A 21601-nucleotide genomic window follows, 5' to 3' on the forward strand; every position below is an offset into this window, starting at 1 on the left:
CTTTTAGGCTAAGAGAACATCGCGCACTTGCTGGGCTATTTTATGCCAGTCAAAATTTGTCGTAGCGTACTGGCGACAGGTTTGTCGTGAAGGTATAAGTATCTGTCTTAACAGCGCTTGTTCTAATTTTTCCGCAATAGCTGAAGCTTCAGGTGAGGTAGTAATTAAATCTGGTGAGAATGGTGTTAAAATTTCTGGCATTCCACCTACAGGAGTACACAAAACGGGAGTACCACAGGCGAGAGATTCTAAAATTGCTAATCCAAACCCTTCAAAAGATTGACTGGGCATGATTGTCAATTCAGCAGCTTGGTAAGCCAATGGTAACTGTTCATCTGGTAGAAAACCTAAAAATTTAACGTTGTCATCTAGTCCTAATTCTTTAGCCTGCTGTTGTAGTGTAGCTTGTAAATGACCACGACCGGCAATTGCTAACCAAACATCAGGAATTCTCGGCTTAATTATTGCTAAAGCCTGCAATAATTTGTCAACTCCGACTCGATTCACTAAGCGGCGAGATGTAAATAAGATATGACGATTATTAGGCCAGCCTAACTTTGTCCGCGCCTCTTGCGGTGATAAGTTAGCTGGAAATCGATTAATATCAACTCCACCGGGTATAATGTTAATTTTGCTCCAAGGAACTTGATATTTTTGATGCAAAACATTGCCAAATGCTTTGCTGAGAACAATAAAGCGATCGCAGCGGTTATAAGTGCTTTGTTCTATCAGCCTTTGCTTGAGCAAAAAACTCAGTTTATTATTAACCGTCTCCTGCTGACTTTCAGAAGCCCAAGGTCCATGAAAGTTAAAGGTAATTGGTACATCCTTGGGCAGAAGATCCAAAATTGGCAAGCTGTATAATGCAAAATGCAGATTAATTGCGTCTGGTTTACCTGCTCTTGTGTTTTTGAATTTATTACGAATTGACCACATCCGTTGCCAAATTGCGCTATCTGGAGAAGCTAAATTAGTCAGTTTTATGGGCGAATTTTCTTCAGCTTCTGGTAAGCCAACTCCACATAATTCTACCTGGTCTTGATTCGCTGCTAATTTATGAGTTAGTTCATAAATATACCGTTCCAGTCCTCCTGGATTTTTGGGAAACCAGCCGATTCCTAGTGTGAGAATAGATGCGGATGTTGGAACACATTTTTTTTTATTACCTTCCACCTATTTTTCTCCTATAGTTAATTGAATGTGGTTATATTTGTCTCCACATCAAACTCAACAGCTTTTTTTGCTCCCTGGTGTCAACCTAATAAAACCTAAATATAACTAAATCCAAATTACGATACACCACACCAAAAAGTCTTATGTCTAGGCAGAGTTTCTGTTATAAACCATTTATTATTTACTGTCAATAATTATTTATAATAAGTGTTTATTTTTACTATTACTTACAATAAATGATAGATAATATACTCATCATTAAGTGTTGATGTATTTCTAACGGATTTGCCGATTTTTCTGCTTTTTAATTAGTAAAAATCAGTAGTTTTTTTATAAAAATGTATGATAGTTTACAGTTAGCGTGAAAGATAAGTAAATATTCACGCCTTATTAATGTATAAAAATACAAATTCCATAAGAAACTTCAAAAAAACATACTTTTTTATAAAATTTTTGTGAAGACTAAAATTTTTACATTCAGTGTTTATCATTTATATATAGGCGTCATAAATCATTTGTGAAAACAAGATTTGCGACTTCTTGGAGGATGTTTGTCAAGTTGCCAAGTTTAGCGAATAACCCCTCTCCAAACCTCTAACCGTTCACAGAAAGAGGCTTTGAACCCCCATTTCCTTATATGCTTTGAAATATACGTAGGCTAGGCAATACCAAGCTTATGTAGGTTCTGTTTGGCAGATCTGAAAAATCATGATTATTGGTTATCTATAAAAGCAAAATTGATTGAAAGTCACCATAAATAAATTAGGGAGTGTCATGAAGCCTAAATTGCTACCGAAAGTACCAAGAAGCATCTACAGTATTAATAATATTCAGTTATTTCAAAATATCAAATATTTTAGATTTTTCATTTTTCTGATCATTGGGATAATTATTACTTGTATTTGTATTACACCGCCTTGGACTGTAAATGGAAAATCTACTTTTACCTACAAAACATCTTGGATAGGTAATAGTTTTGGTGGCGGAAAACAGTGGGTGCAAAACAATATAGAGGCGATGTATGTTACCCCCAACGGCACAGTATATACCAATAGCATCTGGGATGAAGCTGGAAGAGAAGCTGGAATCTATAAAGATGGTAAACCTATTGGTATGCTTGATGATACTCACGGATGGAGTCGTACTGGCGGTAAAGCTGTAACGGTTCATAATAACTATATTTACATTGCTATCACCCAGGGACCGATTGGCAAAACAGATCAAGACTATCCCCTAGAAGGAACAAATTGGTACTGTGTCAGGCGCTATGAATTGTCTGGAAAACCTGCGCCGTTTAAAGGGGGTCGTGGTTGGGATAAAAGTATGTTAATTACCAGCACTCAAGGTGAAGTGACTGGTTTAGCAATAGTGGGAAAAGAATTATATGTGAGTAATTCTGTTACCAATAGCATTCGCGTCTACAATACTGAGACGATGCAGGAACTACGCAACTTTAGCGTTGCTAATCCGGGAGCGATAACTATTGATAAACAAGGAAATCTGTGGATTATTCAAACAAAAAATGGTGGGAAAAGTGCCAAGATTTTGCATTATTCTCCAACAGGAAAAAAATTGCCACGACAAATTACAAATATTGTTGAACCAACAGCGATCGCAGTGGATAATCAAGGCAGACTTTTGGTGGCAGAAAATGGAGTAAGTCAGCAAATATTGATTTACAAAATTACAGATAAACCTGTGCAGGTTGGGACTTTCGGCAGCAAGAACGGTATTTATGGAGGTATTCCTGGTGAAGTTAAACCTTTGAAATTTTATGGGATTACCGGAGTGGGTACAGATGGGAATGGTAATTTTTATATAAATAGTAATGGTTTCAATAAATCAGGAACAGATTTAAGAAAATTTTCACCGTCAGCAAAACAACTGTGGCAATTGTTGGGATTACTATTTATAGATAATGCTGATGCAGACCCTAAAACTGATGGAGTAGAGTTATTTACCAAACAAGAACACTTTTTGATGGACTACAGTCGGCCTGCTGGTAAGCAATGGACTTACAAAGGCTACACTTTAAACACTTTCAAATATCCTCAAGATCCACGTCTTCATACATCTCCAGATGCGCCTTTTGTTCGCCGCATTCAAGGTCAGCTTTTTTTATTCCTGACAGATATGTATGGTAGTTATTTGCAAATTTATCGTTTCAATTCAGCTAAAGATGGCAAAATTGCGATTCCAGCAGGAATGTTTGTCGCTACCAATGCTGAAGGTAAAAAATCTATCGGTGGTAATTGGCCACCCCATCAACCAGAAAAAGGCGAATGGATCTGGCGCGATCGCAATGGTAACGGCGCCTTTGACAAGGGTGAATATGATCGCAGTGAAGATTATCCTTACATGGGGGGATGGTGGGTAGACAGCAAAGGCGATGTTTGGAAAACCTTGCGAACTCAAGATGGGATTGGTATCCGTCGCTATCCTTTACAGGGACTAGATAGCAATGGGAACCCCATCTATAACTATAGTTCCATGCAAAAACAAAAGACTCCAAAGTTCTTTACCGATTTGCGCCGAATCGAGTATTTCCCCGCAACCGATACGATGTATTTATCGGGCTTTACTGTAGATCACCCCCCAACAGGCGATGATACTGGAGTCGTTGGTTCTGAGATTGCACGTTTTGACAATTGGAGTCGGGGAAATTCCACACCCCGCTGGCGAATTGTTGTTCCTCACGACACCACTGGTAAGCGCGAAATTTCAACCGCAGCCATGAGTGTGGCGGGAGATTATGTATTTGCTGTTACTGTCAAAACAGCAGAAGTATACATCTATAAAGCCGCGACGGGAACCTCTGTACAAAAATTAAAACCAGGACCAGAAGTTGCAGGGGAAAGCGGCTGGATTGATATTCCCTATGGTATCCGCGCCATGAAGCGTTCCAATGGTGAATACCTAGTATTTGTAGAAGAAGATTGGAAAGCCAAGGTAATTATGTATCGGCTGCATCTGTGAGGTAATAAATTTTGAATTTTGGATTTTAGATTTATACCAATTCGTAATTCGTGTTTTAGATAATAAACTATGATAATCATCATGATTTATTATCTAAAATAGATGGGAGCGAAAGCTCAATTGCATTCCAGATAATGATATGATTTTAAAATAACATTTTTGCATAGCAAAATATGGTAAATCTATCAATGTTACGAAGAACATACTCTACTCTTTAATTGTAACTTTGATTGCCTGGTATTCTAAAATTAGATAATCAAGGAAAAACTGGCAGTTACTCTACTTCATTTTGGTGAAAGATTTATTGCTGACTATTTTATCAATAGATAATGATGAATATCAAAAAACAATTACAAAAAATCCAAACATTAGTGCCGAATACCTGGCTTGAGCAAATGCAGGATATGCACGCCAGCTTACTATTTAGGTGGATTTTAGGAAATGGCAGTAAGCCGCTAACATTGAGCCATAAATCAGCGATGGTATTTTCGCCCCATCAAGATGATGAAACCTTCGGCTGTGGTGGAATGATTGCCCTCAAACGAGAACAGGGAATACCAGTAGTAGTAGCCTTCCTGACAGATGGACAGGGTGCCGCTACTTCAGAGGTAAATGCTCAAAATCAAATTATCCAACTTCGCAAACAAGAAGCGGTAACAGCATTAACAATTTTGGGAGTTGAACCAGCAAAAATTTCCTTTTTCGACAAGCAAGATGGAACTTTAGCAAATTTACAACATGAGGAAAGACAGCAGATAATTAAACAGATAGCTGAATTGTTAAAAAAATATCAGCCAGAAGAAGTTTACGTGCCCCATCGTAAAGACTGTCATCGAGATCATGAGGCGACATATGAATTAGTCAAAGAAGCAATCACACAAACAGGTATCGCCGTTGAACTGCTACAGTATCCGATTTGGTTATTCTGGCGATCGCCCATATTTATTCTCCTCAAATTGCAGGATATAGCAGCCGCATACCATCTATCTACTTCATCAGTTCAACATAAAAAGAATCAAGCAATCTCCTCATATCGTTCTCAAATACATAGTCTCCCTCGTGGGTTTGTCAAGCGATTTTTAGGGGGAAGTGAAATATTTTTCAAGTCCGAATAAAGTAGGGTCGCAAAATATTGCTTCCCGACAGCATAAGTTGATCATTTGTCATTCGTAAGGGTAGGCGGTTTATTCCCTGCGACTTAGTTGATGTTAGAAACCGTGTTTTTTGAGTGAGTATCAGAAAAGCTTGGTATTACTAAGCATAAAAACCAATACAGTTCAGTTAAGGAAAATTGTCGTAGGGGCACGGCATCCACAATTTTTTCTTCTAACGACAATTTTATTCGTGCCGTGCCCCTACAGTGTATATCATTCGAGCCTAACTGAACTGTATTGGCATAAAAACACGGTTTCTCCTCTCGAATTCTAGACTTGAATTGGTGTTTTACACCCTTAAAAATAATCAATTTTTCTAAGTAATTTTTTTGGAGAAAAGTTAAATGCGTATATTACACCTGACCAATCATGTACAAAAAATTGGTAACGGAATTGTGAATGTGGCAGTAGATTTAGCCTGTTTGCAAGCAAAAAATGGTCATCATGTGGCAATAGCTTCATCTGGCGGAGAATATGAGGTATTATTAGCACGTCATGGCGTCCAACACTTGCAACTAGATCAGTCAAGGACACCACTGAATATAATTAAAGCTGCTTGGCGTTATCGAGAGATTGTGCAAAAATTTCAACCCGATATTGTCCATGCACACATGATGACAGGAGTCATCCTCGCAGCGACTCTCAGAAATAGCAGTGAATATAGCTTAGTTTCTACCGTACACAATGAGTTTCAGCGTAGTGCTGTACTCATGGGATTAGCAGATCGGGTAATTGCTGTTAGTAAAGCCGTAGCCGATTCGATGGTCAAACGTGGTATATCTAAACATAAATTGCGCGTGGTTGCCAACGGCACATTGGGTAGCCCGCGAAATGGTAGTATTAAAGATTACGAACCACTACCCCTGCACCGTCCCGCGATTACGACCGTCGCCGGGATGTATAGTCGTAAAGGAATTGTGGAGTTAATCGAGGCCTTTGTCAAAATTGCTCAGGATGTTCCGCAAGCACATTTGTATTTAGTCGGAGACGGTCCTGATCGCTCGATGTTTGAGGCCATAGTTCAAAGTACACCCTTTGCGGATCGGATTCATTTTGAAGGCTTCCAGCCAGAGCCGCAACGCTATATGCTAGCTACCGATATCTTCGTACTGGCTTCACACTGCGAATCCTTCGGTCTAGTACTTACAGAAGCTCGAGAAGCAGGTTGTGCCATAGTTGCTAGCGATGTAGACGGTATTCCCGAAACTTTGGATAATCGACAAGCTGGTTTGTTGGTGCCACCTAAAGATAGTCAGACCTTGGCAAATACTTTAGTACAATTGCTCAAAGACCGCAGACAGTTGCAAAAGTGGAAAACCCAAGCAAAACAAAACCTAGAACGATTCAGCGCTACACGGGTCAATGATGAAACACTAGCTGTGTATTCTGAATTAATCAACAAATACAATGTGATCAACGTAGTCAGACCTGTAGAATTGTTGGTTAGTAAATAGATAGGCTGACCGAATTTTAGATTGGGGATTTTGGATTGAAAAAATCTTGGCAACACATCGATAATCTGTAGGGGCGCAAGGCCTTGCGCCCCTAACCTATCTGTCTCATTCTTTTTTCAAATTGGTATTATTTAACCACAGAGACACAGAGCAAACAGAGATAAAAGATGATAGTAGATCCTATAATCCAATACAGTTCAGTTAGGCTCGAATGATGATATACACTGTAGGGGCACGGCATCCAAAATTTTTTCTTCTAATGACAATTTTATTCGTGCCGTGCCCCTACGACAATTTTTCTTAACTGAACTGTATTGTCCTATAATCAACAGATAATGAGTGATTAGTTTTGCTAATGACTCATTATCTATGATCAACAATTGGGATTGACTTAATCTATTCCCTGATAATCGTTTAGCAACAGCGTTTGAGGAAAGTTTGTTAACGCAGCGCGAATGGTATTAATAAAGTTTTGGGCGTAACTTTGGGTAGAGAAATCGAGGGAACGTTGTCGTGCTGCTACCCCGACTGTAAGCGAAAATTCTGGATGATCGAGATAGCTCAGAATGGCGATCGCTAATGCATCAGCATCACCGTAAGGTGTCAGCAGTCCATTAATACCATCTGTAATGATTTCCGTCGGTCCGCCAGCATCGCCAGCAATCACCGGTTTACCTAGGGCCATGGCCTCGATAATGACAATCCCAAATGGTTCTTTATCTGAGGCGTGGATAAATATATCCATCGCCTGGACCCATTCGGGAATGTTGCGCTGTAGCCCAACCATTAAAATGCGATCGCTCAGTCCTGAAGCTGCTATTTGTGCTTTTAAAAAGTCCTCATAATCAGCTTCTAAATCATGCTTACCGCCAACTATCACACAGTGAGCATCAGGATATTTTTGCAAAATTTGCGGCATTGCTGCTACTAAAACATGCATTCCCTTCCATCTTTGTAAACGTCCCACAATGCCAATTAAAGGCCCATCTACAGGTAAGCCCAATTTCAAACGTGCTTCTCTTTGATTTGGTAATATTGCTGGATCAAATCTGTCTAAAGCTACACCAGGATACACCAAAGGCGTTGGTCTATGAGGCCAAATCTGTGCCTGTGCGTTCTGACCATCTTTTGATAGTGTAACTATGGCACGGGCTGGTAATAAAGTGGCAAGTCTTACCAACCAAGGCTGATCATTAGGTACTTCCAGCTGATACCACATTGAAGGTAAACCTGCGATCGCCGCTGCTAATCCTCCATATAAATGGGTGATCCACATCCAATTGACGATCATATCTACCCCCTCGCTTCTAGCTGTTATAGCTAGGCGCAAAACAGCAGTAATCAAACGGTGAACTTCACGCAGACGACCACTTTCAATCACTCGCGTATCAATACCCAGCGACCTTACCTGCTCTACCATTGGGCCGTCTTCCAAAAATATTGCTAACCATTCAATACCTTTTTTACGTCCCTGTTGCATCAAATCCAAAAACATCATTTCACCGCCGCCTTTTTGTTCAGCTAGCGGCATTAATACCATGATTTTCATAATCTTCACCTTGATTTAAATCCAGTTATTCCTTGATGTTGGTAGTATTTATGTGCTGCCATAGCTAGAGCTAAAAATCCCCAAAGAATCATGCCAGAAACACTCAGCATCCCACTACCAATAATTAATTGGGCGCAAGAACTTATCCCAATAGCCCGTGCAGCACTGACAAAACTATCGAAACGTCCTTCGTTGTATTTGCTAACACTAATAAGTATCAACATTAAGCCGCCAATATAAGGGATTGCGCCAAACCATCCCAAGGTAAAAAACATATCTAAAATCCCACTGTCAATTACAAAAACTTCGATTTGACCAGTTTTTTCATTGACTGTCCAGGTATTTCCTAAACCGTTACCTAGACCGTTAGAAAGAGCGATACTGAGATTTCTATCATAGCTCCCGGATCTATCTTTAAAGCTGGTATCATTTTCCAGATTAGAAAAAGTTTCCAAACGACCACTAACAACTTTAGAAATAGGCTCAATAGTTGTCAACGGCACAACACACATTCCCATCACCAAAATTATGATGATTAGGCGCATTTGAATTCGGGTTTTGACTGAACCAAAAATGATAATTATCCCTAATAACCACCCCCCCCAGTTAGTACGTGCTTGTGCTAGCAAGAAGGACAAATAGCCCACAGCTGAAGCTGGAAAAATTAAAGGACCAGAACTGGTAAATAATAACAGTAGACCAGTTTGCATTACAGAGCCAAAAGGTCCGACTGAGTGTAGAGTACTCCACACACGCATCCCAAAAGGTTCAGGATCTCCAGCACTAGTAAACATTTTTGATTCCATCAACCAGTATCGGTCCCATTCAGGAGCTACCACAAATTGATATATCCCATAAATTCCGGTGAGCAAGACACACCAGAGAAATGTTTGCTGAATGTTCTGGCGATAGCTGGGATAATCTCGCCAATTGATAAATAAATGAAAAGCGAAAATAATCGGACTGAGCCAGTCTAAAAGACCACGTGCTACTGGAATAGGCGCGTTATAAATCAGACCGACAAGAAACCCATAGAACACCCCAAGAAAACCTAAAAGAAAAGGTAAGCCCCCCAGACTTGTCATCCTGGGAAGATATTTGATAAAGGTGCATATCGTAACAAACACCACTAAATAAGGTGCTATAAGTATCTGACGGGTGGGGTCCCAACCTATGCGATAGTCAACTAAGCGGGCGAATAAGGGTGTAAGAAACCATACCCACCAGGTAAAGCTGATGTAGAAAATGGGATGTCGCAAGTATAAAAACACGCCTACTGCGAAAGCTGCTCCCGGATACACAAGGCGCAACATACCAGCAGCACCAGCAAAATAGCACACTATCATCAGAAAGATGAAGCCTAGAATTACAATCCAAGCTTGCGCCCCTCGCTCTTCGGGTGAGAAATGTTCTTGTAAAAAACTATTAAAAAGTATCTGTTTAGAAGTCATGTTATTTGAGAATGGGGCATTGGGCATTGGGCATGGAATGGGGCATGGGGGATTGGGGATTGGGGATGGGTAGAAGTTCAAGTTTTGGCTTCGGAACTCGAAACTTCAACCTCAGAACTCGAAACTTCAACTTCGGAACTCGAAACTTCAACTTCGGAACTCGAAACTTCGACTTCGGAACTCGAAACTTCGACTTCGGAACTCGAAACTTCAGCATCAGAACTCGAAACTTCAACCTCAGAACTCGAAACTTCACTTTCTGTTGATTAACCTTCAGTCCCCACCCAGTCCCCAGTCCCCAGCGATGCACTGAGCTTGCCGAAGTGTCCCCAGTCCCCAATCCCTAGTAGTCTGTCAATTTTGTTTTGAGGGATTTTTGGTAGTGTGAGCGTCTCGCTCACGCGGGCAAGATGCCCGCACTACAGTCCATCATTTTTGTCTTGACAGAGTACTAGTCACCAGTCCCTTCGAGATATGTCTGCCATCCTAGCCAACGTCCACGTAAAGATGTGAGCCATTTTTTACCTGCTAGCTGGCCTTGACTGGGCAAAAATCGTAGCCATTGTATTAAGCCAAAACTATCTCGTGTACCAATGAATATTGCCCAAAATAAAAACACCGCACGGCGTAGCGGCGGTAGATGATCTAGTAAAACTAGAGTTTCATTATGAACTAAATTAGTAAAGGCAATTTCGTTAAAATTGTTGCGTTGATCTTCATCAAAACGTTGTGCGGGATAGTGATCTACTGCAACTTGAGGATCGTAAATTATCTTCCAGCCAGCTCGCTTTAAAGCTAGGGTAAAAGCCATTTCAAAATGTACTTGCGCTCCTGTACCTTGCATCCGCTGATCAAAACACAATTTGGCGATCGCCTGTTGGCGAAAACTCATGTTGACTCCTTTGAGAATATCAACTTCGCGGGGTTGTCCTACTCCTAGGTGATGATTACCAATGATTCGCCCAAACCATTGCAATTTACCAACTATCTGACGGGAGTCATTTTCGATTTTATTACCTTGGTGTATCCAATCACGCCCACCAACGCCACCGATACGACTATCTGACATAAAGTGAGCGGTGATTTTCTCTAACCAATCAGGGTGGGGTGCAGCATCATCATCAGTAATTGAAACAATGTCTCCTGCTACCGCTGCTAGTCCGGCGTTGAGTGCTGCTACCACACCGGGAAGGGTAACATTGACGATTTGTAATGGTAAGTTGTCGGGCGGAAATTGCGCGAGGAATTGCCAAGTTTCTGCGTCGGTATCGCGGACAACCACGATTACTTGATCAACTGGCTGAGTTTGCGCTTGCAGTGCCAAAAGGCAGCGTAACAGATCTTGAGGACGGCGATAGGTGGGAATGAGAACGGTGTTCTTCATTGTTGCTTAACTCCTCGAATAACTGCACATAAGTTTGTGCCATAATTTTCCAACTATGTTGTTCAGCAACAGAACGAGCTGCTTGACCCATTTGTTGCATCAAAGTGCGATCGCTCACTAAAGACAACAACGCCGTCGCTAAGGCATTAATATCATCAGAATTGGGCAAAACTACGCCACATTCTGGCGTCACCAATTCTGCACCTCCAGTAGCGGTGGCGGTAATCACTGGTAGTCCCGAAGCGAGGGCTTCTAATAATACCAGGGTGCAAGCTTCATAACGGGAAGGAAAGACAAATAAATCCACCGCCCGCATGATATCGGCGATATCCCGGCGATATCCCAGAAAATGCACTCGTTGATTTAACCCTAGGGATGCTGCTAGGTGGGGAAAGGGGCTACCCTCGGTATCACCGACAACTGCTAAATGTAAATCGGGAACCTTCACCAAAGCCGACAGCACAGTATCTAAGTTCTTCCTGGATGTGCGGATATCTCCGGCGAAAAGTGCTAAATTTACGTCTGGCGGTAGACCTAATTTTTGACGATTAGCCACACCAGGAGCAAATTCTTGCAAGTCTACGCCATTGAAAATTACCTGAATCCGAGAACGGGGAACGCCGATATTTACTAATTCTTGGGCTACTTTTTCAGAGACGGCTACGATAACTTTTGCTGTTTGGAATGCCTGTTTTTCCCAATAAGCATTCAACGCAGTATAAAGCCACTGGTACAGACCATAAATATCGCGGCGGGTGCGGGAAATATGGACAGGCGATCGCAGCCAAGAACTGTGTACAAAATGTACAGCATTCACATCTGCTGATGTCATGGTAATCGCTCCATTTACCTTGACTAAATCAATTTCCGAGCGATATTTTTTTACCCAAGCTGCACTTTTAATAGCAAAGATAAAATTCCGCATCAATTCAGTGGGGAATTTTTGCACTGGAATCGAAATCCAGTTAACTAGTTTATGGTCTTGTAGTTCTGGTGCTATTTCACTAGCCAATAATGTCAGATGATGACCGCAACGAATTGCTTCTTTTACCACCTCATAATTTACCCGTCCCTGACCATCACCTTTTTTAATTTTGTGAGTAACAATGCAAAGTTTCACGCACTACCTCATGAGTCAAGTAATTTTTAATTATTAGAGTTTATTGAGGGGTGAACGAGACGCCAAACCCACAATAAATAGTTAGTTTTTTTGTTTGACTTCACTAACCAAGTATAGATTCATAAATATATAAATATATTACCAATGACAAATCACCAATGACAATTGACAAACGATTCTTACCCGTAGGGGCGCAAGGCCTTGCGCCCCTACATTTGCCCCAACCTACTTAATGGTATGATGTAGCTACTCGTAGTAATTGATTAGCTAATAGTCGCGGAATCAAACTGAGAATTAGAGCGATTATGGTTCGCAAATTAAATTTTTGTTTCCTTAGTGCGAGCCAAAGATAAAAACGTGCATCTGCTAGCTGTTGATTCCGTAGCAAACCAATCCCTAAAGTTGTATGAGCTTCTAACCATTGCTGCTGAAAGTATAATTTAAATTCTTGTAACCGAGTATCTTCCATGAAGATTTTATAACAAAATAATTCGCTTTTAGCTTTGCGGATTTTTGCCTGAGCATCTTTACTACCACTGAGCATAGTATCAGTTTGCTCATGGGTACGATAGCGCGTTAGTCTTTCTGGAAAATAGTAAGCGCCATAACCAGATATAGCACAGAGGTAGGTTAAATATAAATCCCACATGCCACCTACTTCTGGTGGAATATTATCCCAATCAATAACATGATTACGAATTAGACAAGCGGCTGCAGTGGGTATACTTTTATCGACTAAACCAATTTTGTAGAAAGATTGATGAACTCCTTTCGTCAGGTTATGTCGGTTAGAACCGCGTGTATTTTTTTCAGTTTCAGCATAATTAATTTGACTCTGAGCATCTATGATAAATTGGTCACAAAAAGCCAGAATTAAATTGGGATTTGCTTCTAGAGGTGGTACAAGCTTTTCGAGAAAATCCTCGTTCCACATATCATCATCGTGGAGGCTGGCGACATATTTACCCCGTGCTATTTTGAAACCATACATCTGATTCGCCAACATCCCTAAATTTTGCGGTTGTCGCCAAAATCGGATGCGTGAATCACCAAAAGATTCGACAATTTTCTGGGGATTCTCTGGACTAGAATTATCAGTAACAATGATTTCAATATTTTGATAACTCTGCCCAATAGCACTAGCTATGGCTTGCTGAAGATACTCTGGTCGATTATAGGTAGGGATAATAACACTAACTAAAGGTTGTTGACATGTTTGATTTGCTAACATCTTTATTTTGCTCCTCTTTTTAGCTATACAAACCTCGTTTATGCATCAAATTGTTCTATGGTTGTTTCATAAATTTTTTGCAATTTTTTTACATGCACATCAATGGTAAACTCCTGCATCAATAAATCATGACCTTGTTCACCCATTTGTCGGCTTTTATCGTAATTTGTAGACAAATCAGTAATAGCAAAGGCTAACTTCTCGATATCATTGGCTGGCACAAGAATACCTGTTTCTCCATCTCGCAAGTGTTCGGGAATACCGCCAACTTGACTAGCAATTACAGGTCGATATCGGGCGTATGCTTCTAGAGTCACCAGCCCAGCAGGCTCAGGCCAGACACTGGGGAAAACAAGAGCAAAACACTGTTCATAAAGTTTATTTAATTTATCAGTATTACACCACCCATGCCAAACAATACGATCAGTTACACCTAGTTTGCTAGCTAAATTTTCTAATCGGGGTTTATCCCACCCATCACCTGCAATATCGAGTTTAATTTGCGGATTTGTATGTACTAAAGTTTTGAGTAGCCATTCTAGTCCTTTATCAGGAACAATACGTCCAACAAACAAAATTCTCTGCTTTTGGTGAATTTCTAAAGTTAGGGGTGCAGTAGCAATTTGCGGAACGACTATACCATAACGCAAGGTTACAGTTTGCTGAGGTGGCGCACCATGTTTAATCAACTGTTCCCGTACATAATCGCTATTAGCAATGATAGTAAGTTTAAATTTTTTTAATAATTCTATTGTCTGATGAGTGCTTCTAAATTCATTAATTACCCTGTGGGGTCTACGACTACCACAACCATCAATTATCTTACCCCAAGTGCATCCTAAATATGAGAAATTTCGATTACAAGTTACCTGCTGATTAGCTAAATATTTAGTGCCACTAGCACAGTATGGTGAGTGATTGTGAACTGTGAATACAGCCGGACATTTTCCTGTAAGCTGCAATAGTAAATCTTGACTGTGGACGTGCAACAATTTGAACTGACTTTGGTCAATATTTTCTAGCGATTTAATCGGGTCATCGCTAACATTAGGTAATCGTTGCCCCAAAAGAGAAGCTAAATAAGTTTCCACACCTCCACCGACACCTACATTAAAACTAGAACAATGAGAAATTATATTTTTTTGAATAGTTGATTGATGCCATTTAGCATTACCTTGATTAGTATCTGTAATTAAGCTCTTCATTATTACTTCCTATTCCTAATTGAGCAATCCTTGCTGCTTAAATATTTGTCGGAGTTCCTGGTTATAAAGTTCCTGATTATATTTCATTGCGGTAATTCTAGCGGCTTTACCCATTGCTAGACGAATCGACTCGTTGCTAGCTAAAAAATCTAATTTATCAGCTATAGCTTTGACATCTCTCGGTGGTACGATAAATCCATTAATGCCATCTTCAACCAAGTCAGCAGCACCACAATGAGAAGTGACGATTACAGGTAGTCCGCAGGCCATTGCTTCGAGTACTACCAGTCCAAAACCATCTTCAACCGATGGTAAAACTAGCACTGAGCAGCGACTAAATACTGGCACAGGATCTTGACGATTAAAATCCCAAAATTCTTGTTTAATCTGGGGATTTTGTCTGAGAACTTTCTCTATTAAAAGCCGCAGTACACGGGTTGAGGTTCCGCCGACTAATAACATCTCTGACTGAGGAATTTTTGCTTGTAAGAAAGCTGGGATTAAATAGTGAACACCTTTACGTGGCTCGATTGTACCTACATACAATACTCGGAATATCGAGTCATTTTTGACAGCAGGATAAAACTTTTGACTATTAATACTAGGAGTAATAACAGCCAATTTTTCGCCAGGGACACCAGCATCAATAAATGGTTTTTTTGCTACCTTTGCATTCAGCAAGATTAAATCAGCTTGTTCGCACTCCCACAAGAACCTTTGTAGCATTTTTGGGTGCATTGTTGCCACACTGGTTTCTGATAAAAATTGCAGTTCTTGCTGAATTTGTTGCTGCATAAATGGCAGGTAATTATTGAGGCAATAAAGCCAAGTTTTTGCAGCTTTTTTTTTCGTTTTTTCAAATGCCAGATGCGTTTGACCTGCTACTCCGACAATTAAATCGTAGGGATGGGATTGTATTTTTTTGCTTACCTGTTGATCAAAATATAAATCACTGAGTAGTACAGCCAAATCATAGCGACGACGTAGCAGCGGAGTTGTCAATATTCTCCGGCTCCAGTCAGAATATCCTAGGGGATAAATTGGAAATTTTGTGTGAGGTACTTGAGAACCTGCAGAAAATACATTTAGGTGTGATAGTTCGCTCAAACCTGCGGCTGCATGAGCTAAAAAACCTCCTTGTCCTCCTGTCCCTAATTCTGTGTTGCAAGTGAGAATAACTTTGACCATAATTTTTTATATTGCCATTTTTTTATGTGAGAAACACCCTGATTTGTGCATTAATCAAAAGAGTCCAAAATTTTTGCCAAAATCTTTGTAATTACTCTACTTGACCTATCTCGTATTGTGTCTTGTGATATTCCCAAAGCTTGCCACGTAGCTGCAATAATTCTTGATATTTGCCCTGCTCGACAATTCGCCCCTCTTCCAAAACTGCAACTTTATCTGCTGCAGAAATTGTGGAAAGACGGTGAGCGATGACAATCACGGTTCGACCCACAGCAAGTTTTTCTAAAGATTCCTGAATTAATCGCTCGGTCATAGAATCTAAAGCGCTGGTGGCTTCATCCAAGATCAGAATTTCTGGGTTTCGCAGTAAAGCGCGGGCGATCGCAATTCGTTGGCGTTGTCCCCCAGATAACCGCACTCCTCGATCTCCTAGTTGCGTGTCAAAACCTTCTGGCATTTCTAAAATAAATTCCAGTGCATTCGCTAGTCGAGCTGCTTCTTTGATTTCAGCTTCACTAGCCTGTTCTGTACCGTAAGCAATATTATTCCAGACAGAAGTGTTAAAAATAAACGTATCCTGACTAACAACAGCTATTTTGCTACGGAGGGAATTAATTTCAAACTGCCGTATATTAATTTCATCAATGTATATATTTCCCTCTGTTGCATCGTGAAATCGAGGAATTAAATCAGCAAGCGTTGTTTTACCTGCACCGGACCCTCCTACCAAAGCCGTCATTTTTCCCCGTTCAATGGTGAGGGTAATGTTATGTAGCACTAGATTATCGGCATTATAGCCAAAATCTACAGATACCAAGTCAAGAGATCTTTTGAAACCAGAAAACTTGATTGTCCCGTTCTGAAAATAAGTTTTATCTTCCGTTTTTAACAGGTTTTTAATGTTGTCTGCGGAACCTTGCATAGTGCTGAGAAATGCTCTCGTACCATTAATATCTTGGATAAAGGGTACGAGGCGAAATAGTACAAAGAAAAAGGTCAGCAAAGAAGCAACTTGTAGCGTTCCATTAGCGACAAAGCTAGTGAATGCCAAAATAATCATCCCGATTAGAACTGTAGTAGCTGCACCTTCAGCAATTGGCCTAACCAATGTCCAAGTAAATACAACTTTCGTTGAGGTACTAACTATCTGATTACTCGCTTTGTAGTAACGTTCACGCTCAAATTCTTGAGTACCAAATGCGTGAATAGTACGAATTCCATTAATAAATTCTATGGCTATTGATGTAAAATTACCGTTAGCAACTGATACACCAAAACTCGTTTCTCTTACTCTGGCATTCAGATTTGATAATCCTACGCCTAAAAGTGTAAATAACAATATTGAGATTAGTGTCAGTTGCCAGGAAAGCAAAAACATTGACATTAAATAAACAAGAGTTGTAATTCCTCTTGTAAACAAGAATGCTACGCCACTAAAACCCTGTCTTATCCTTTCAATTTCTGTAGTAATTGTATTAATAAGTTCGCCAGAACGAATTTGAGCAAAATAGCTGAGTGGCAGAGATTGCAACTGTTCAAAAATTTGCTTACGTAAGCGATCACCAAGATTTAGTTGAGCTAATTCAGTGTATACTTGCCCAAAATAATTGAAGGCTGCACGTATCCATGTCGTGAATAAAATCAGTAAAGATATTCGGTATAGACGACTAATTGGCGATGTATTAATTCCCAAAATAGCAATATCAAACCACTCGATTCCTGTCCGCACTGGTTGGGCATTTGGAGTAGTTAAACTTTGTAAAAATGAAAGTAAAAAACCAATACTTACGCCTTCAAATGTTGCCGCCAAAAAAGAAAATACTAGCGCCAGAATGGTAATCTTGCGAAAATGTTTAAATTCTCGCAAGATCAATTTATTTTTCCGCCAGAAGCTGGTAGCCTTGAGCAGATTTCTTAAGAGTTGAGAAAGTTTAAAATACATGGATAATTTTTAACAAAAATTTGGTACATCTCACACGCAGTTAGAGAATTTTAGATTTTAGATTACTGGAAACAATTAAAATCCGGGAATGTAAATAATCAATTGTAAACAAGCGGATTTTATTCGTGAAGAGAATCTAAAATCTAAAATCTAAAATTCAGCGACTGCACTGAAGGCTAATAAATCACAGTGTTTGTCCATCCAAATTCAACAAGTTTGTCTCTGGGCTAACTTCCCATCCACCCGTCATTCCTGATAGTTGATTGAGTTGCTTTTGTTCTTCTGAACTTAGGCGAACTGCATCTTCCAACGTCCAACAACGAGAACCGATCAAACTCATATCACCCCGCACTACATTGAATAACTGTGGCAGATTTTGCAGTTCGTACTTAGCCATCCAACCGCCTAGGGATGTGATATTTTGCTTTGCAGTTGTGCGAAACTTGATTCCTCGAAAAAATTTACCCCGCTCACCAACGTACCACTCACGAGAAAAAAGTGACCCTGGTGAATAAACCCGCATCAGCAAAACTAATCCCAGCATTACTGGAGTCACAATCAACAGTAGTGCTAAGGCAAAAATCCAGTCAATTAGCCGCTTTAAGCCGCTAAAAAGTGGGCTACTTGGTTTCAGTCCTTTATCGGTAGAGGGTATACCTAAAAATATTGACTTATTAGCTTGCTCACACGCATCTGCCCAAAATTTTAGCCTGGCTTCACCCAGCTTTGGGTCGATACGAACAAAATTTATTGGGGAGTGTTTTAAGCACTCTACTAGCGATTGTTCGCTATATAAAGCAGGTAGATATGGCTGTTTGAGTTTTCCCGAAGACTTCACCAACAACTGACCCCGACGCCACTGTAGTGTGCAATATGGGGAGCGATTATCTTGGTGTTTCTCGTCCACAGTATAGCCATTCTGTAAAGTTGGAATTATTGACAATGTCATATCTCTTTGGATTTCTCAACTAGTAGATTGCTGATTTAATATCAAAAGCTATCAATGCTCAAGAGTCCGAACCACGTCTTCTGATTTTTCCAAAAGCCAGGAGATAATTACTCACTTCCAGGTCTGAAATTACCTAAATCTATTTAACAAATTTTAGGGTTTTAAGTCCCCTGCTTCTTTTCGCAGCGAATTGTGTGTCGTGGTCTAAATCCCCATTGCCAAATGTAATTACGTAAGCCTTCCGTCCCCTAGCCGATTGCGAATTGGTTTAGCTATGCCTATCAGCTTAATTACTCGACAAATCTCACAAAACAGCTCCACTTTTCTTTCAGAGCTATTGGTCATTGGCTGTGATATTTAGAATATAAGCCTATGGACAAATAAGTATGCATTATCTAAATAATTCATTCAATCTTTAAAAAAAGAATGATTTTTCGGAGAATTATCAAGTTATTGTGAATTAACTTAATTTATCCTGATTTAAAAAATGCATTTTAGCCATATTGTTCCATAGTAGGGGCGCAAGGCTTTGCGCCCCTAGCGCCCCTAGCGACTTAGTTATTAGCTATTTTTCTACAAATTGTTGCAGTGCTAATCGTTGTTGCCTTGTATATGGCACATACGTACTAGTAGAATTGGAGACTCCATTAGCCACAACCCCAATTAGGTTTAACTTGCTCAACATGGCTGTAGCTTGGGCAATTTGGCTGCGAGTTACCCTACCCATGCTTGCCACCATGACCACACTACGACAAGATGATGCTATGAGCATGGCATCCACTAAGCCAATAACTGGAGAAGCATCGATGAGTACCAAATCATAGTTCTCCTCAAATGTTGCCATTAATTGCATCATACGTGGGGAACTTAAAAGATTAGCTGGGTCAGCAGGCGTTGGTCCGGCGGTCAAAATATCGATGTAGGATGAGCCTGAATATTGAAGTCCAATCTGGTTGGGTAAAGAAACATCACTTTCTAGTAGAGTCGAAAGCCCCTGTTCATTAGGAAGATTCAGTTGTTTGTGCAAACTAGGATCACGTAGATTGGCATCAATTAGTAATACCTTTTTGTGTAACCGAGCAGCGCTCATTGCTAAACCCAATGCTAAAGATGACTTACCCTCATCGGCTAAAGCTGAGGTGATCATCAAAGATTTTAACGTAGCAACAGAATTTAGCAGCTCAATATTTTTATAAATCAGATCCAAAGATTCCCAACGCGGTGGTGACTGTAGTATCTGAATTGTCCAGGGAGCAAAAACTTCTGGTTTACCAAAAGGTAATTTGATCACTGATTCTCTAGATTTTGCAGGTGGTAACTTGGGGGTTGTTCCTAACAATGGCAAAGCAAATTGCTTCTCCAATTCTGCAGTGGTATGCACAGCATCATCAGATGCTTCGCGAACAAATGCCGCGATACCTCCCAACATTAACCCAACTACGGCACCTAACAAAAGGTTCTGCTGGAGATTTGGCCCCAACTGTTTACCTTTTTGGGGTTCTTCAACAACTTGCCAATTAAATCCACCTTTAGAAAGTTCCTGGCGTAATTGTTGTTCGGCTCGCAATAGCTGTTCTAACCTTTCACGGCTAAATTGTAACTGCGGTAGTATCCGATTGTAATAACTGATCAAAGGTGGAAAGCGTTTAAGTTGCAAATTCAGATCGTTCTCTTTCTGAGCTAAAGTTTGATCGCGAGCAGTTAATGCAACTATATTTGTCTGTGTTTCTACTAGTTGACTAGCAAGATTGAGGTCAATTGCACCGAGTTGTCCTTGTTCAAGCAGAGTGTCTCCGCTAGCAGCAGCATCAGTAGACGGTCCGCCTAAAGTCCTTCCTACTTCTTGCTGTAATAATTCTTTCTGGCTATTGAGTTGATCCTTCAACTTTTGTATATTCGGCGTCTCATCGGTGAAGCGTAAACGCTCCTGTGCTAGAGCCAGTTCGGTTTTTTGGATTTCGTTCAATAAGCCTTGATAACGAGTAGATTGGCTCAAACGAGAAGAAACCAGAGCGTTTTGTGGAGAACGCTTAAGTTGTTCTTGCAAAGATTTTTGCCGTGCTAAAGCCTCTTCATATTGAGAACGAGTGGTGCGTCGTTCTTGCTGAAGATTATTGACAGCATCCTCAAGGGCTTTTGCTTGTGATTCTGGATTGATTAAATTCTGATTTCTGCGAAACCTTTGCAGGTTAGTCTCAGAAGCATTCACTTCTTCACTTGCTTTGCTTAACTGCTCTCTGATGACTTGGAGACCTTTTTGTAAACGGACATCCTGCTGCTGTTTATTGTATTCTAAATAAACTTGCTGAATCGCAGCCAAAACTTTTTGTGTTTTCTCTGGATCTTTGCCAGTATATTCAACTTGAAAGATTTTAGTCAGGACATTATCTTCTTTCATCCTGATTTGATTTAAGACTAAAGACTCTTTAATGTCAGCTACAGTAATATCTGGATAGTCCTGCTGAAGTTTATCAACCGCTTTTTGGATCAGCCCAGAACCCTGCATCAAGTTAAGCTGAGTCGCAGTATCTATCTCAATATTCGAGTCGGTGAACTGATTTTCAACTCCGACTGTTCCTGGTTTAACTTGATAGTTAGGTTCTATTAATAGCTGCATCGAGCTTTTGTAAGTAGGCTTGGTCTTAGAAGTGACTAAACCTGCTAAAGTAACCGATGTCAAAAATACCAGGAAAAACCAAGGAAATCTGCGAAAAAATACGGCAAACATTTGTCCGTAACCCGGTTCTGTGTCAGCAGCAGGATTTAAATTGGGATTTAGACTTGTTTGAACCACTTTTATTATCCTTAACCTCACAAATCACATT

General features: G+C 40.2%; 16 protein-coding genes. 4 read left to right on the forward strand and 12 right to left on the reverse strand.

From position 1 onward, the window contains the following. Positions 1 to 3: 3 nt before the first annotated feature. Complete coding sequence (locus HEQ19_27665; protein ID WYM02692.1) at positions 4 to 1173, reverse strand: glycosyltransferase family 4 protein; 1170 nt, start codon at positions 1171 to 1173, stop codon at positions 4 to 6. Positions 1174 to 1947: 774 nt separating this feature from the next. On the opposite strand from HEQ19_27665, the gene HEQ19_27670 reads away from it, so the two are divergent. The 3 genes from HEQ19_27670 to HEQ19_27680 all read left to right on the forward strand — a co-directional run bounded on the left by HEQ19_27670 (position 1948) and on the right by HEQ19_27680 (position 6757). Next, the gene (locus HEQ19_27670; GenBank protein ID WYM02693.1) at positions 1948 to 4149 is read left to right on the forward strand and encodes a hypothetical protein; all 2202 of its coding nucleotides are present in this window, start codon (positions 1948 to 1950) and stop codon (positions 4147 to 4149) included. Between the two features lie 332 nt (positions 4150 to 4481). After that, a complete protein-coding gene (locus HEQ19_27675; GenBank protein ID WYM03662.1) occupies positions 4482 to 5264 on the forward strand; it encodes a PIG-L deacetylase family protein in 783 nt (260 codons plus the stop codon). A gap of 383 nt (positions 5265 to 5647) precedes the next feature. Continuing rightward, positions 5648 to 6757 carry a glycosyltransferase family 4 protein gene (locus HEQ19_27680; GenBank protein ID WYM02694.1) on the forward strand — a complete coding sequence of 370 codons (1110 nt, stop codon included), beginning with the start codon at positions 5648 to 5650 and terminating at the stop codon, positions 6755 to 6757. A 391-nt stretch (positions 6758 to 7148) separates the two neighbouring features. Here the strand turns inward: HEQ19_27680 and HEQ19_27685 are convergent, their stop codons facing one another. Together HEQ19_27685 and HEQ19_27690 are read right to left on the reverse strand one after the other, a co-directional pair. Next, the gene (locus HEQ19_27685; GenBank protein WYM02695.1) at positions 7149 to 8306 is read right to left on the reverse strand and encodes a glycosyltransferase family 4 protein; all 1158 of its coding nucleotides are present in this window, start codon (positions 8304 to 8306) and stop codon (positions 7149 to 7151) included. Positions 8307 to 8311: 5 nt separating this feature from the next. Further along, entirely contained in the window at positions 8312 to 9757 is a 1446-nt protein-coding gene (locus HEQ19_27690; GenBank protein ID WYM02696.1) for an O-antigen ligase domain-containing protein, read from the reverse strand. Positions 9758 to 9841: 84 nt separating this feature from the next. Between HEQ19_27690 and HEQ19_27695 the strand changes: the two genes are divergently transcribed. Beyond that, entirely contained in the window at positions 9842 to 10027 is a 186-nt protein-coding gene (locus HEQ19_27695; GenBank protein WZI67038.1) for a hypothetical protein, read from the forward strand. On the opposite strand, the gene HEQ19_31425 is transcribed toward HEQ19_27695, so the two are convergent. The 9 genes from HEQ19_31425 to HEQ19_27735 all read right to left on the reverse strand — a co-directional run bounded on the left by HEQ19_31425 (position 10024) and on the right by HEQ19_27735 (position 21570). Then, complete coding sequence (locus tag HEQ19_31425; protein WZI67039.1) at positions 10024 to 10158, reverse strand: hypothetical protein; 135 nt, start codon at positions 10156 to 10158, stop codon at positions 10024 to 10026. The genes HEQ19_27695 and HEQ19_31425 overlap by 4 nt on opposite strands. A 50-nt stretch (positions 10159 to 10208) precedes the next feature. After that, complete coding sequence (locus HEQ19_27700) at positions 10209 to 11141, reverse strand: glycosyltransferase (protein WYM02697.1); 933 nt, start codon at positions 11139 to 11141, stop codon at positions 10209 to 10211. Next, positions 11050 to 12261: a glycosyltransferase family 4 protein gene (locus HEQ19_27705; GenBank protein WYM02698.1), complete on the reverse strand. Its 1212-nt coding sequence runs from the start codon at positions 12259 to 12261 to the stop codon at positions 11050 to 11052. The genes HEQ19_27700 and HEQ19_27705 overlap by 92 nt, the downstream gene beginning before the upstream one ends. 229 nt (positions 12262 to 12490) lie before the next feature. Beyond that, positions 12491 to 13492 (reverse strand): glycosyltransferase family 2 protein, encoded by a 1002-nt coding sequence (locus HEQ19_27710; GenBank protein WYM02699.1) that lies wholly within the window; start codon positions 13490 to 13492, stop codon positions 12491 to 12493. Between the two features lie 38 nt (positions 13493 to 13530). Then, positions 13531 to 14697: a glycosyltransferase family 4 protein gene (locus HEQ19_27715; GenBank protein WYM02700.1), complete on the reverse strand. Its 1167-nt coding sequence runs from the start codon at positions 14695 to 14697 to the stop codon at positions 13531 to 13533. Positions 14698 to 14712: 15 nt separating this feature from the next. After that, complete coding sequence (locus tag HEQ19_27720; protein WYM02701.1) at positions 14713 to 15885, reverse strand: glycosyltransferase family 4 protein; 1173 nt, start codon at positions 15883 to 15885, stop codon at positions 14713 to 14715. A gap of 91 nt (positions 15886 to 15976) precedes the next feature. Continuing rightward, a complete protein-coding gene (gene hepA, locus HEQ19_27725; GenBank protein ID WYM02702.1) occupies positions 15977 to 17827 on the reverse strand; it encodes a heterocyst formation ABC transporter subunit HepA in 1851 nt (616 codons plus the stop codon). 184 nt (positions 17828 to 18011) lie between these two features. Further along, entirely contained in the window at positions 18012 to 18776 is a 765-nt protein-coding gene (hepC, locus tag HEQ19_27730) for a heterocyst development glycosyltransferase HepC (protein WYM02703.1), read from the reverse strand. Positions 18777 to 19341: 565 nt separating this feature from the next. Next, complete coding sequence (locus HEQ19_27735) at positions 19342 to 21570, reverse strand: polysaccharide biosynthesis tyrosine autokinase (GenBank protein ID WYM02704.1); 2229 nt, start codon at positions 21568 to 21570, stop codon at positions 19342 to 19344. Positions 21571 to 21601 lie beyond the last annotated feature (31 nt).

Source organism: Gloeotrichia echinulata CP02, assembly GCA_038087035.1.
Lineage (GTDB): Bacteria > Cyanobacteriota > Cyanobacteriia > Cyanobacteriales > Nostocaceae > Gloeotrichia > Gloeotrichia echinulata.